The organism is Rhodopirellula sp. UBA1907, assembly GCF_002337565.1.
Lineage (GTDB): Bacteria > Planctomycetota > Planctomycetia > Pirellulales > Pirellulaceae > Rhodopirellula > Rhodopirellula europaea.
Genome location: NZ_DDGH01000089.1, coordinates 55,510 through 69,851, shown reverse-complemented (window position 1 = coordinate 69,851; position 14,342 = coordinate 55,510). Strand labels below are relative to the sequence as shown.

Here is a 14,342-nt window from a genome sequence, read left to right as displayed (position 1 = left end):
GGACCGTGGTTCGATGTTGAGCCAGCGGCCGCGTGATTGCTCGCGATGGCGAACTAGCTGGATGTCGGCATTCCCAACTGACGCATCTTTCGATACAGATTCGAACGGTGCAGTCCCAGTTTGCCGGCCGCTTCGGTCATGTTGCCACCGCACGATGCGATCAATCGCTCGATGTGCTGGATCTGGAACTCTCGCGTCGCCGAATTCAAATTGCCATCGACGTCGTCCATCGCCGGCGCGACCGTCGACGCCTGTGTCGCGGAAGGCGACATCATCAAATCACTCGCTTCGATGACATCCGTCGTGGTCAAGTAACAAATACGCTCGACTGTATTACGCAGCTCCCGCACATTGCCTGGCCAATCATGCGACAGCATCGCGTCGCGAGCACTGGCTGCAAACGTCGGCACGGCACGCCCGATCTGGCGGCAGAAATCCGCCAAGAAGTGTTCGGCCAACTCCATCACGTCATCGCCACGATGCGAAAGTGGCGGCAACGTCAGCGACACAACGTTCAACCGGAAGAACAAATCTTCGCGGAAACGCTTTGCCGAGATCAGCTCCTGCAACGGTTGATTGGTCGCCGCGATCACTCGAACATCAACGGGAATCGGTCGCGAACCACCGACTCGAACGACAACCTTCTCTTCCAAAACTCGCAGCAGCTTGGCTTGTCCGCCAGCGCTCATGTCGCCAACTTCGTCCAAGAACAATGTGCCGCCGTTTGCCAATTCAAACTTGCCGACTCGAGTGTCTGATGCGTCGGTGAAAGCACCTTTCTCGTGGCCGAACAACTCGCTTTCCAGCAATGTCTCGACCAACGCGGCGCAGTTGACCGCGACAAACGGGCCGTTGCGACGTTCGCTTTGATAGTGAATGTGTTGAGCTAAAACCTCTTTGCCCGTTCCGTTGCTGCCCAGCACCAGAACACTGAGATCTGTCGGAGCCACCTTCGTGGCGTTGCGGCGGATTTCTTGGATGGAATGATGATTGCCAATCAACGGTTTGGACTGGGCCGCTTGCTCGACCAACCGATCACGGGTCTCGGTCAAATCCGTTCGCGTCCGGTAAGAATCAATCGCGATCGAGGCATGCATCGCCAACTCGGTCAGCGTGCGCACATCAGCGGCATCAAAACTCTCGTTGCGATGATCGCCGGGCCGAGCGTTGATGCCTTCGAAGACGCCGATCACTTGATCGCGAGAGTTGACCATCGGCACGGCCAACAAGGATCGCGTCGTAAAGTTTTGAGCTTGATCGATGCGTCGATTGACGCGGCCTTCATCGGTGCCTCCGGCAGACCACCATCGCGGGCTGCCGCTGTGCAACGCTTCGCCAACGATTCCCGCATTGTCCTCCACCTCAAGAACACCGCCCTCAATTCCAATCGCGGGCCGGCCAATCAACTTCTTCGTGCGTTTGTCCCACAGAAAGATCGTGGCGCGTTCGCAGTTCAAAACTTCACAGGCACAATCGGCCATCGACGCCAAAAGCTTTTCGTCGCTGTCGAGCTGCTGCCAAACGGCGGCGTGCTGCAACATTTTGGAAGTTTGCCACAAACGCCGGGCGTCGTTCTGATGATTGCGTTGCAGCCACAGAAATCGGCCCAACGCGGTCGCCAACATCTTCAATGTGTCCGAGTCAGCAGGTTTGCCATCGATCGACAACACAATCGCGTCGCTGCCAACTCCCGGCAAAATGTCTTGTCCAGACCCCAGATCTCCCGTCACCGCCCCGGTGACACCCGAACCCGATCCTCTCGTCGCTGAAGTGGCCATGTCAGCGCCCGGCGTGACGGAGACACTCAACCCCGCGAAACCGTCCGCGGTGACGAATTGATCGTCCGCGACCGCTTGGCTGGCCAGTGACTCCGCTTGCCCCCAACGATCTCCGGTCCAAAATGTCGGCTGCCAACGATCCTGGATCTGGCTGACCACGCCGCCGCGAATCGATGCTTGACTTCCGACCAACCCCAGCAGAACCGGCATGAATGACGTCAGAGCGTTGCCGTGGGTCATCGATGCCTCCGAAGCTGAGGAGGTAGCGTGCGGAGGCAAAACAGACTGTGACCGATCCATGGTTGAATTTGCTTTGACAACATTAAGAGATGAGTAACCAATCACGCTTTGGTGCCCAGAGAAGAACGTCGGCTTGTCGGTCTTGGAAACCGCCGCGATGATGTTCACCGCTGGACAATCAAATAGAACTAAGCCGAAAAGGTTGAAGATGCAATTTGAAGGAAAAAAGGGACTGATCATTGGAGTCGCCAATGACCATTCGATCGCGTGGGCGATCGCTCAGGAAATTCTGAAGCAGGGTGGTAAATGCGGTTTCACACACCTTCCCGACCGTGCTGACGACGAAAAACAACGCAATCGTCGTCGAGTTGCCAAATTGACAGATCCAGAAGATGGCGCAGAATTCCTGCTACCCATGGACGCGAATAACGACGACGACATCCGCACCATTTTCGAACACACCGAGAAAACCTTCGGGAAAATCGACTTTTTGCTGCATTCGATCGCCTTCGCTGACCGGGACGACCTGGGCCGTGAAACGATGCACACGTCGCGAGCGGGGTTCAAATTGGCGATGGAATCCAGCGTTTTCTCCTTGCTGGCCGTCACCGCAGCCGCCGAACCCATCATGAACCCGGGCGGCTCCGTCCTGACAATGACCTACTACGGCGGCGAAAAATGCGTCCCCGGCTACAACGTCATGGGCGTTTGCAAAGCCGCTTTGGACGCCTCGATGCGTTATTTGGCCTTTGACATGGGTGCCCGCGGTGTCCGCGTCAACGCTCTGTCGGCCGGCCCGATCCGCACGCTGGCCGGACGAGCCGCTGGCGTCGAAGAGATGCTGACGATGTACGAACACATGGCCCCCATGGGACGCAACGTGACCCACGAAGAAGTCGGGAAATCGGGTGCGTTCCTGCTGTCCGACGCCAGCTCCGGAATCAGTGGTGAAATCCTGCACGTGGACGGTGGCTACCACGCCATGGGCAGCCCCGGCCGCTTGCTCGACGAAATCAAAAAGCAAACCAAGTAGCTCCTAGCTAATCGCTAATCGCTAATCGCTAATCCACCCCCTCAGCCCCAAGGACTCTCCATGGTTCGCACCGCTTCGACAATGATGCCACTGGGCACCGCCGCACCCGACTTCTCACTGCCAGAAACCGATGGCGGAACGGTCTCGTTGGCCGACTTCAAAGATCACAAAGCTTTGCTCGTGATCTTCCTCTGCAATCACTGCCCCTATGTCAAACACGTTGCCGAACAACTCAAGTTATTGACCGACGAGTACATGCAACATGGTGTTGGCGTCGTTGGCATCAACAGCAACGACATCGTGAAGTACCCCGATGATGACTTCGACGCGATGAAAGCCGAAAAGGAATCTCGCGGCTACGCGTTCCCTTACGCCTTGGACGAAGACCAATCGGTCGCCATCGCATACGGAGCCGCATGCACGCCAGACTTCTTCTTGTTCGATGCCGATCACAAACTGACGTACCGCGGCCAGCTCGATTCCAGCCGTCCCAAGTCCGACTTGCCCCTCACCGGCGAAGACTTGCGAGCGGCACTGGACGAAACCATTGCGGGTCGTTCGCCCAAGGCCGAACAACGTCCTTCGATCGGTTGCAACATCAAGTGGAAAGAAGGCAACGAGCCGACCTACTTCGATCCCAACGGCACCGCGTGACTTCCATGGCTCCAGGAACGCTGTTAAGCGACGCCCAAGCCATGTTCTCTCACGGCGTCGAAGCGGTCCTGGGAGACCGGCTGATCATCGACTCGGTCTCTTTTGATGAGACCGCAATGCTGATCGCCGACCACGCGATCCGCAAAGACTCCTTTGATCGCATTGTCGTCGTCGGTGCTGGCAAAGCATCCGCGGCGATGGCTGCGGGGTTGTCGGAAGTCATCCGGACCAACCTGACCAGCGCAAACGGCGAAGACTTTCCCGTCATCGGCCATGTCAATGTGCCCGAAGGATGCCACCGCGATCTGCCGGGCATTACGATTCAAGAAGCCCGACCGGCAGGAATCAACGAGCCCACCGTTGCCGCCATTCAAGGCACCGATCGCATCCTCCAATTGGTCGCCGACGCTGGTCCTCGTGACCTAGTGATCGGCCTGATCTCCGGCGGCGGCAGTGCACTCTTATGCCGACCATCGCCCGGCATTTCGCTGGACGACAAACTGACCGTGACACGTTGGCTCAGCTCGCACGGCGCCGACATCGTGGCTCTCAACACGGTCCGCAAACACCTCAGCGAGGTCAAAGGCGGTGGACTCCTACGAGCCAACCAGGCCGGCCAATTTCTCACCCTCGTGCTCTCGGATGTCCTCGGCGATCCACTCGACCTGATCGCCTCTGGACCAACCGTCCCAGACACTTCCACGGCGACGGATGCGTTGGCTGTTTTGGATCAATTCGATCCCGACCACCAACTGCCCGCGGTCGTTCGTGAACACCTACAAAGAGCGGCCGAACACCCCGCACCCTCGATCGACGCTTCCGAACATTCCACGTTTGTGCTTGGCAACAACGCGGTCGCCGTCGACGCAGCCGGAATCACCGCGGAAGCCCTGGGCTACAACCACGTAATGCATTGCCATCGCCAATCCGAAGGCGATGCGGAAACCGTCGGCAGGCATCTGGCGGACCTAACACTCACGATGCTGCAAGCCGACCCGACCGTGCATCGACAAGACGCGTTCTTAAGCGGCGGCGAACCAACCGTCTCACTCGCGGACGCATCGATCCGAGGCGTCGGAGGCCGCAACGGACAACTCGTCCTGGCCGCCTACGCTCGACTGCTGGAACTGAATCTGCCCGACGATCAATGGTCACGACTCGCCATTCTGTCCGGCGGCACGGACGGCGAAGACGGCCCCAGCGACGCCGCGGGCGGGATGATCGACGGCAGCGTCCACCGGCGAATCGTTGAGCTCGGACTCGACGTCCACGACGCCTTGCGACGCAACGACTCGCACAGTTTCCTTCGCCAAGTCGGCGGGCTGCTCCTCACCGGCCCCACTGGCACGAACGTTTGCGACATCCGCATCGCGCTGGTTGACCATCCGAAGCACCGCCGCCATCAAACCTGACGCATAACTTGCGTGCTCTGCGATAGCCCACGCCAGTCATCTATTCCAACCTTACTCGATCCGTCACAATTGACTTTGTGAATGAGCCTCGCTCATCCACACGCACCCGTGGCACAATTGGATAGCGCGTCGGCCTCCGAAGCCGAAGGTTGTGGGTTCGAACCCCGCCGGGTGTATTTATGAGATACCTTTTTGGTCTCGGCGTCACGTCCTACATTCGCACAGACGAACCGAAGTGGCTCCGCGTTCGACGCGGAGCAAGTGATTCGATGCCGTGATGACCATGGTGTGAACGCCCCATGCGACTCAGTGCATCTTCTTTCCAATTGGGGCACACAGAACATGCGATCGCATTTCTTTCACTTCAGCCTGCTCGTATTCGCTCTCTCGAGTCCGATCAGTGAAACCATAAATTCATCGGCGGATGAGCCTACTGCTCCTGCGGACGTGGTCGAATTGCTGGACGGGGCGGACTCTGCCGAGGCAGCCCTGAAAGCGATGATTGCCGCCTCCAATGCCGGGGACGATCAGGCAGCAATGCTGTTGGTCGACCCTGCCATTCGTCCCTTGTTGCTCCCAGGCATTGCCATCGAACGATACGCCATCGATTCTTTTTTATTGAAAACGGGGTCGTTTGGAGAAGACGAAAACTATCGCGGAGGATTGCTGTTCCATTTCACACTCCGAGACCTTGTTTGCATCCGAAGCATCAAGCTATTGGAAACACGAGTGGTTGATGACAAACGCGTTGTGTTCACGGTGCTCACAACAGAGAACATCAACCATGAGGAAGAGCAGACTCACAATGTACGTTCTTTCTTAGCAATCCAGCGTTCGGATCGCTGGTATCTGTTTCGCTCATTCGGAGAACTGACAATGCTCTTTGCCGGTTCCCTGGTGTTGCAAGGCACGAATGAACCAGTGACATTTTTGAAAATCCATGCTCGCTGCGATGACAGTGAAAATCGTGAAAACGCCGACAACGAGTTCGAGTATTTACTCCCAATCGAACTCATCCACGAACACTTGGTGGAAGCAGCGACTGCCCCGGAGATCAAAGAGGCCAATCAGTTGGCAAGGAAATCGAAACGCTACTACGACAACATCGTCAACCGAACAAAGCGAGGTGACTACGAAACTCGAAGTGAACTCGAAGACGCGATGGATCCGATCGAGGACTGGGTTGACATACTTTCAGGAACAACCGCTTCATTGACCCCAGGCTTGATCGAATTCGCGAAGAAACATGGCCTCAAGCCAGAGCCGAATTGAAGGCACGCCTAAGGACGAAAACGACAATTCCTCTTGAAAGACATTTCAACTGTTGCCGCTAGTTCACTCGAATGGGTCCTTGTAACCGGTCGGCTTCTCGGGAAGCGTGATCTCTTTCTTCGTGTCAACGATCAACGGCCATTCTGATGGCTCAGCATTCAACTCTACGAACCGATACTTCAACTCATCCGCGGTGACCGATTCGATAACAATCAGCTGACTCTCTTCTGCATAGTTGAAGTTCGTTTCCGCCAACAACTTCCCTTGGAGGACCCAAACGCCCTCATCGCTGAAACTCATGAATTCTTTGGATGCATGGTTGATCTGCACGCCATGCAACGCGTTGGATCCCGACAGACTTTTCTTGTGCCAGCCCCGGTATCCGTTACCTTGCTCATCCATATCGTCTGTATACCATGTTCCAACCAAGTGTTCTGGCGAAATTGGTGGGGACTGAATAGCGTCTTCCAGCAATTTTTTCAAAGGCCCCGTGGCGCCGTCGACGACATTGGTAACATTGGATTTTGTTCGCAGAATCAACGGCAACTCGAGCTTCGCAAGTGCTACCCGGCGTAGGACCTTGTTTTTCAGATCAGTTTGTTCCGCAAGGAATTTGCTACCTGTTGCGGACGAATAGAACGCATGAATCTCCCCGAGCTCTACGTTGTCAAATTTTGTTGAATATTCATCTGCGACATAGGTTTCAATCTGCTTCCAATCGAAGCTGCCCTTGAATTCAGCCTCACTGGACTCCAATCGCTTTCGCACCGCCTCGGGCAGATCAGACTCAATCACATTTTGAGTTGCCACTTCGACGTCGCGTCGCCAACCATCGACGACGAGACTTGCAACACGCCCAGCAAGCTTCTCTCGCTTCGACACAACTGGTTCGTCGCCGCTGCAGGCGGTGCCAAAAACCACAAGGAAGGCAACCAGCGTGAACCGAAACATGGGCAAAATCCTAGAAAGCGAGTGAATTGACTGACTCGGATGGTACACAAGATCATTCATCTGGCATGGCCTCTTCCAGTCCAGGCACAAATCGCGTGACAGGGTTGCCATATCCCCAAAGAGCACCTTCCACCTGCATTCCAGCCAGATTCACAGCCACGACATGCCCGCTCTCATCGACGATTGGTGCACCGCTGGTTGCTCGCAAATCCAATTGCGCGTTCAAAAACTCCATTTTGAAATAGCCGTCGTCTTCGATTCCAAGGAATCGTCCTTGATGAAGAAACCGACCCTCGGGCGCCCCGCCAATCACGTGCGCCGCCAACCATACCGGATCACCAGGCTGAAGAGCCGCCGTAGAAAACTGAATTGCGTCCAAAGCCGTTTCATCTGGAACAGCAAAGACGAGCACGTCGCCATTCGTTGAACTCTCGGGGAATGGAGCAGCACCTGCAAGTTGATATGGAATCGCCGGAAAACTTTGTTCTTGTTCGTCACCTGCAATTCGAAAAATCGAGATCGTTTCCACGACGTTCGAAATCTCTGTCGCCGACACTTGCGACGACAATCCACCTGCCGGACCCAGCAAATGAATTGCAGTGACGATCACCTTGCGATTGGACTGTGGCAGCTTGGCTGCAAAGGCGGTTCCTGCTGTGACGTCACCTTGAATCGTTTCGATTCGCTGTCGAAAAATGCAAGCAACTGCGTCTTCAACATTCCCGGTTTGATCGGTGACTACGGACGGAGATTGTGATGTTTCAAGATCAGATCCAGACGGGGCACATCCGACGGCAAGCAACAACAAACTCTGAATACAGAGGAACGACAGTTCTTTCTTCATGAATACCCTGGCAACTTAAACGCAACATATCGGCCCAAAACATTCGCCATTTCTGAACGTTGAAGGCACAATAGTCGATGCGTCATTGATTTCACACCTCGGTGTCGGGTGAGCAGGGACCTTATCGAAATGCCTGCATCTTTATGGCTTCAAGATGACTTTGATGCAGCCGTCTTCTTTGTCTCGGAACTTGTTGTAGGCTTCCGGGGCTTTGTCGAGTGGCTCGACGTGGGTGATCACGAACGATGGATCGATCTCACCACCGGTGATCTTTTCCATCAGGGGCGTGAGATAACGCTGCATGTGAGTCTGGCCCAAACGAATCTGCAACGCTTTGTTCATGGCGGTTCCCCACTGCAGGCTCACGCTGCTGAAGTAAACACCGGGCACGGACACTCGGCCGCCTTTGCGGCAGCACTTGAAGATCTCGTTCAGCACGTGCGGTCGATCCGATCCGAGATGCAGCGCTGTCTTGGCATCGTCCAGCGCGGACTGTAGGTTGCCCGCGGCGTGATTCTCTGCCCCGACCGCATCGATGCAGCAATCCGGTCCGAGACCCTTCGTCCACTCCTGCAAAGTCTCGTACACATCCGAGTTTTCGTAGTCGATGACTTCCGCCTTGGATACCGATCGAGCCATTTCCAATCGCTCAGGCACATTGTCGATCGCGATGACTCGTTTTGCACCCAGCATCCAAGCACTCTGAATGGCGAATTGTCCAACAGGACCACAGCCCCAAACCGCGACCGTGTCGGTGGATTGGATGTCGCAGTTCTCGGCAGCCATGTAGCCGGTTGGAAAGATGTCCGACAAGAACACGACTTGTTCATCCGGCAGTCCATCGGGCACTTTGATCGGTCCCACGTCCGCGTAAGGAACTCGCAAGTACTCCGCTTGCCCTCCCGCATATCCACCGAGCATGTGCGTGTAGCCAAACAAACCGGCGGGCGAATGCCCCATGATCTTCTCGGCCTGTTCCGCATTGCGATTGGACTCATCGCACAACGAATACAACGTGCTTTGACAAAAGAAACATTCACCGCAAGAAATTGTGAACGGCACCACCACTCGATCGCCAACGCTTAGATCGCTCACCGCATTGCCAACCTCGACGACTTCGCCCATGGGTTCATGACCGATGATATCGCCGGCTTCCATCGCAGGAGCAGCACCGGCCATCAAATGCAAATCCGACCCACAAATTCCCGAGGCCGTCACGCGAATGATCGCGTCGCGAGGGTCCAGTATTTTTGGGTCGTCGACGTTGTCCACGCGAATGTCGTTCCGACCGTGCCAGCAAACCGCTTTCATCTATCCAGTTCCTTTTCGATGTGATTGCCCCGCCGAATCGAAATCAACGGAAGCCCCGAGCGATGGCCGAACACTCTGCAAACCTTGCAACTACCCAAAAAGCATGTTGCGATTCGGCCGGGTGTTTCACTGGAACAGCAACTCCCGCGCCGATGATTCGAATCAGCCCACATCAACATTAGCGCCTCGACCCAACCAAGTCATGCGCCATCTCACTTCATTACCAAAAACATCACGGGCATTTTGAACTGGGCCAATCCCGCCAGGATCATGTCACATCATCGCGTTCGCCAAACGCGTTTCCGTCGATCGATTTTCAACGGAGCCCACCTCCTTCCCGCTGCGCCTTTGATGGCACCGCGCCCCCGTCTGAGTTGGCTTCGAAAAACAGGAAACATTGTGGGATTGCGTGTTCTCGCACACCCGTCAACGAAGTTCGAAACTGACCGCGAAAGCACTTCAAAATTCGCATTCCGATCGACCGGATTCTCCGCTTTGCATGCACTACTCGCCCAATCAGTCTTCCATTTTGCGAAACGTGTTTCTCTGACGTCAACCAAAGCGACTCGTATGGACGAAGGTGACAGAACCTGTCCTTCCGCGCGTCTTTCTGGTTCAACTTCGGGATGCTATTTCAATCATTCCTACGGAATCCATCGCCATGCCTTCAGGCAATCGACCGGACCAAGGTCGATTCCGTTGTTGATGTTTTTCACGATGTGCTTGGAATCCGTTTGTATCCGGTGCAGATCGAAGCAGCGATCGCGCTGACGCAGGGTCGAATTGCGGAGGTTCAAACAGGAGAAGGCAAAACCTTCATCACCGGACTTGCCGCTGCGTTGTTGGCAAACGACAGCGTCGGCGTACACGTTGCAACAACGAACGAATATCTCAGCCGCCGAGACTACGAACAATTGCGTGCCGTTTTCCGTTGTCTCGGACTGACAGTGTCCTGCTTGCACAGTGAGCAATCAGCCGACGAGAAACGCGTCGCTTACTGCTCTGACATCACCTACGGATCGGGATGCGAATTCGGCTTCGACTACTTGCGAGATCAAGTCAACCTGACGAGCCAAGGTAGCGTTCCGGCCGGACGCCGATTCTTAGACACGTTGAATGGATTGCCCAGCCTTGAGTCGCGGCCGATTCAGATCAGAAGAGGTGTGGCGATCATTGATGAGGCAGACAGCGTGATGATTGACGAAGCCGGCACGCCGTTGGTGCTGGGTAGTTCGGCGGGAGCAACTTCATTGGACGAAGAAGCATTGCGAGAGGCGAACTCTCTAGCAACCGAGTTTGAAGCTGGACGCGACTTTCAGTTGAATCAATCACGCTGCGTTTTTTCGGTTGAGGCAGACAATCGAATTCGAGAGCAGCACAAACGAGTGGCAAACAGTCCGCTTCGGCGACCGTGGCCCCAATATGTTTCTCAAGCTGTCATGGCTCGTCATCGCTATGCTCGCAATGTTGACTATGTCGTCTCCGAGGGCAAAGTAGCAATCATTGACGTTCACACGGGTCGGATCCATCCAGAACGAACTTGGCGAGGTGGTCTGCATCAGGCAATCGAGATCAAGGAAGGCCTGCAGCCTACCTGTGAATCCTCCACCGCCGCTCAAATCACCCGGCAACGATTCCTTCAAAAGTACGACCTACTGTGTGGGCTGACGGGAACAGCGACGGGAAATGAGAAGGATTTCCAAACCTTCTTTGGACTCAAAGTCCAAATGTTTCCCACTCACCGTCCGTCCTTGCGTCAACGACTTCCATCGCTTTACTTTTCGAGCATCGAGACGAAGGAACGATTCGCCAGTTCGGAAGCCATCCGCATAGCAAGCGATGGACGGGCAGTGATTGTGGCGACGCGTTCCATTGAAGAAGCGGATCGCATGGGAAAATTGATTCGGATTCAAAACCCATCGGTTCGCATTTTGCACGGCATGCAAGATGAGGACGAGGCCGAATTAGTTGGTCAGGCCGGTCGCCCGAACCGAATCACAGTAACAACCAGCATTGCAGGCCGTGGAACCGACATAAAGGTTGCTCCTGAGGTGCTTCAGCGGGGCGGGCTGCATTTGATCTCAACACAACACCACGACTCAATGCGTGTTGATCGACAACTTGCCGGACGTGTTGCTCGCCAAGGCCAGCCTGGTAGTGTCCAACAACTTGCCAGTTTGCACGACATGGTACTTGAGAGCCATGCAGCTTCTTTCGTTTTGGCCCGCCGCATACAAAGCAAACTCGCTCGGTTGGACAGTCCGAACGGCACTCCTATTCCCAGCATCGACAGAGCCATTCAAAAACTGCAACGACAACTAGAACACCACGGCCATGTTCAACGATTGCAACTGGTCGCTCGCGATCAGTGGATCAACCGAATTCAAAACGAGGTGGCATAATGCAATCCCAAAACGCACTCGCTTATCATCCCGTCCAAGTTTCATTTACTCTCTCTACCCGAGTCGCTGTCTTACTGTTGATACTGGGATTATTAAGCCAAACAAGTCAGGGCGAAGATTGGATCTCTTTCACCCAGCCCGTTCATCGGATTGAGTTGGCTGCGAAAGAGTCGGGACGGATTGAAGAAGTCCTGGTCAAGAAAGGTGATGAGGTCCGCGCTGGACAAGTCTTGATTCGACTGGACGACGACCTGCATCGGATCGGGCAACGACTAGCCGAGTGTGACGCCAAAGACAATTCGCAAATCGAACAATTGCGGATTGAGCTGGAGAGCTACCGAACTCACGCGAAGAACGTGCGGAGGCTGTACGATTCCGGTGCAACCAGTCCTGAAGAACTGCGGGAAGCGGACCTCAAAGTTGCAACGCAGGAAATTGCCTTGCAGTCAGCGGAGAACGACTCGGCTCAAAAACAATTGCGTTTGGAAGAAGCCAACACGCGACTCGAACGAAGATTGGTTCGCACGCCATTGTCGGGCGTCGTGGTGGATGTGATTGCTCATCCAGGCGAATACGTCTCAACAGCCACCCCGCACCTGATGACTTTGGTGCAACTGGATCGTTTGCGCTGCACATTCTTCCTAGACACTGATGCCGCGTCCTCTCTGACTGTTGGACAAAGCGTTGCGTTGGAATTCGATAGTGCACGCCGATCCCCGGTGGTGGGAGAAGTCGAACACATCTCCGCAGTCACAGAAGCGGACAGTGGTTTGGTCAGCGTCGATGTGATGCTCAACAACGACTCGCGTCAGTGGCGGGCGGGCCGCCGAGTGCGACTGCTTTCACTGCAACCAGTGGTGACGCGATCTAGTGCACGCACTTCTCCATCGCTCAATCCACCGCTTTCGAATGCTCCCTCCGCGTTGACTGCACCGCGAATTTCTGTTTCGGCTTCTCACCGCGATCTGGAGGCGTACTATGCCCGCTAGTTCAAACGACGCGCCGACACCGGTCAAGATTCGTCCAACACAGCGAGTTCATTCCGCCGAAATCCCATCGGGATCAGACCTCGAACTACGTCAGCGCATCGCCGTAGCCAACGCGAAACTTCAATCTGCTGCTTGGTTGATCGAGGTGCTTGAGGATCTTTCTCGATGTGAATCGTTCGTTTCGGCATGCCACCTCGTGACTGATCACCTGCGTCGCCATCTTTCAGCGCAGCGTGTGGTTTACATCCAAGCTGAAACGGATCGTCCCAATCGAGTCTTGGCGGTCACCGATACGCCAGCGATCGACCAGGAATCCGACCTGGCACGGCTGTATTGTCAAGTTGCGGTCGAGTGTGCAGATTCCGATCAAATCAGAATTGCTTCTGCTGTTCTCGCGCAACCAACCGAGAGCATCGTTGGGTATGCACAGCAACAATTGAGTGAGAATCAGGGCGACGTCCTGGCAATCCCTCTCTTCGACTCTCAATCAGAACCGCTGGGATGCATCCTGATCGTTGGTCGGGTGGGAACACTTGTTTCTCACGATGGCTTGACTGAGTTTGCGTCAGCGATCCGAGGACCAATCACGTCCGTGTTGTCTCAAAACCAGCGAGCCGAGGGTGGACGCTGGGAACAGCTTCGACAGCGAATCAGTGGCCTGACTCCCAGTCGAAAACTTGCGGTTTTGATCGTGTCGGTCACGGCAGTGGCGGCAATGTTCGTTCCGGTGACTCACAACGTCACCTCTGATTTTGAAGTCCAACCGACGACTCGCAACTTCCACGTTGCACCATTTGATGGATTGCTTCGAGAGATGAACGTCGTCGCCGGAGACGAAGTGGTCCCTGCTCAATGCTTGGCGAGGATGGAAGATCGCGAACTGCTGTTGCAAATCGACGAACTGAACGCCAAGCGTTTAGAGCTCGCCAAAAGCCAAGACCAGGAGTGGATCGCTCACCGAGCCGCCGAAGCGGTCGCGGCAGGCCTGCAGATCGAGCAAATCGACGCCAAATTGTCTCTTTTCAACCAACGGCTCGCACGCACAGAGTTGAATGTTTCCAAGGCTGGCATTGTCTTGCAGGCTCCCCTGGAAGATCGGCAAAACGTTCCGGTCCATCAAGGCGATGTGATCTTTGAGATCGCACCGCTGGAACAATTGCGGGCTGCTGCTTTGATTCCCGGTCCTGACATTCACCATATTCAAACTGGCATGCAAGTCGATCTGGATATTGATGGACTGGGCGGGTCGTCCATCACGGGAACCATTGATCGAATCATGCCTCAGGCCACCGCAGTCAATCAACAACATGGATTCGTCGTGCATTGCACGATTGACAATCGCAATGGTCGTTTGCGACCAGGAATGAATGGCGTGGCCAAGGTCGATGCGGGCACCAAGTCGCTGGGCTGGGTTCTTTTCCATCGCCCATTTGATCGCATTGCAAGATGGTGGTGA

The 14,342-nt window shown here is 55.2% G+C and carries 11 protein-coding genes and 1 tRNA gene; 8 read left to right on the top strand and 4 right to left on the bottom strand.

From position 1 onward, the window contains the following. Nucleotides 1-53 precede the first annotated feature (53 nt). Nucleotides 54-2,186, bottom strand: coding sequence for a sigma-54-dependent Fis family transcriptional regulator (locus B2R17_RS19545; RefSeq protein WP_339886606.1), 2,133 nt, complete (start codon nt 2,184-2,186; stop codon nt 54-56). A gap of 40 nt (nt 2,187-2,226) precedes the next feature. Here B2R17_RS19545 and B2R17_RS19540 point away from each other — a divergent pair, with 40 nt between their 5' ends. The 5 genes from B2R17_RS19540 (at nt 2,227) to B2R17_RS19520 (ending at nt 6,389) form a co-directional block, all read left to right on the top strand. Further along, nucleotides 2,227-3,051 carry an enoyl-ACP reductase FabI gene (locus B2R17_RS19540; RefSeq protein ID WP_008653502.1) on the top strand — a complete coding sequence of 275 codons (825 nt, stop codon included), beginning with the start codon at nt 2,227-2,229 and terminating at the stop codon, nt 3,049-3,051. A 60-nt stretch (nt 3,052-3,111) separates the two neighbouring features. Next, entirely contained in the window at nt 3,112-3,705 is a 594-nt protein-coding gene (locus B2R17_RS19535) for a thioredoxin family protein (protein ID WP_008653500.1), read from the top strand. A 5-nt stretch (nt 3,706-3,710) separates the two neighbouring features. Further along, entirely contained in the window at nt 3,711-5,117 is a 1,407-nt protein-coding gene (locus B2R17_RS19530; RefSeq protein ID WP_286765455.1) for a glycerate kinase type-2 family protein, read from the top strand. A 102-nt stretch (nt 5,118-5,219) separates the two neighbouring features. After that, nucleotides 5,220-5,293: transfer RNA gene (locus B2R17_RS19525), tRNA-Arg, on the top strand. Between the two features lie 112 nt (nt 5,294-5,405). Then, nucleotides 5,406-6,389, top strand: coding sequence for a hypothetical protein (locus tag B2R17_RS19520; RefSeq protein ID WP_286765288.1), 984 nt, complete (start codon nt 5,406-5,408; stop codon nt 6,387-6,389). 63 nt (nt 6,390-6,452) lie between these two features. On the opposite strand, the gene B2R17_RS19515 is transcribed toward B2R17_RS19520, so the two are convergent. The 3 genes from B2R17_RS19515 to B2R17_RS19505 all read right to left on the bottom strand — a co-directional run bounded on the left by B2R17_RS19515 (nt 6,453) and on the right by B2R17_RS19505 (nt 9,495). Then, the gene (locus tag B2R17_RS19515) at nt 6,453-7,340 is read right to left on the bottom strand and encodes a DUF2059 domain-containing protein (protein WP_286765287.1); all 888 of its coding nucleotides are present in this window, start codon (nt 7,338-7,340) and stop codon (nt 6,453-6,455) included. A 52-nt stretch (nt 7,341-7,392) separates the two neighbouring features. Next, nucleotides 7,393-8,184, bottom strand: coding sequence for a trypsin-like peptidase domain-containing protein (locus B2R17_RS19510; RefSeq protein WP_286765286.1), 792 nt, complete (start codon nt 8,182-8,184; stop codon nt 7,393-7,395). 141 nt (nt 8,185-8,325) lie between these two features. Beyond that, nucleotides 8,326-9,495: a zinc-dependent alcohol dehydrogenase gene (locus B2R17_RS19505; RefSeq protein WP_286765285.1), complete on the bottom strand. Its 1,170-nt coding sequence runs from the start codon at nt 9,493-9,495 to the stop codon at nt 8,326-8,328. A gap of 626 nt (nt 9,496-10,121) precedes the next feature. Here B2R17_RS19505 and B2R17_RS19500 point away from each other — a divergent pair. The 3 genes from B2R17_RS19500 to B2R17_RS19490 are packed head-to-tail and all read left to right on the top strand — an operon-like array spanning nt 10,122 to nt 14,342. Beyond that, entirely contained in the window at nt 10,122-11,897 is a 1,776-nt protein-coding gene (locus B2R17_RS19500; protein WP_286765284.1) for a helicase-related protein, read from the top strand. Continuing rightward, a complete protein-coding gene (locus B2R17_RS19495) occupies nt 11,897-12,886 on the top strand; it encodes an efflux RND transporter periplasmic adaptor subunit (RefSeq protein ID WP_286765283.1) in 990 nt (329 codons plus the stop codon). Before B2R17_RS19500 ends, B2R17_RS19495 begins: the two co-directional genes overlap by 1 nt. Continuing rightward, nucleotides 12,876-14,342, top strand: coding sequence for an efflux RND transporter periplasmic adaptor subunit (locus B2R17_RS19490; RefSeq protein ID WP_286765282.1), 1,467 nt, complete (start codon nt 12,876-12,878; stop codon nt 14,340-14,342). Before B2R17_RS19495 ends, B2R17_RS19490 begins: the two co-directional genes overlap by 11 nt.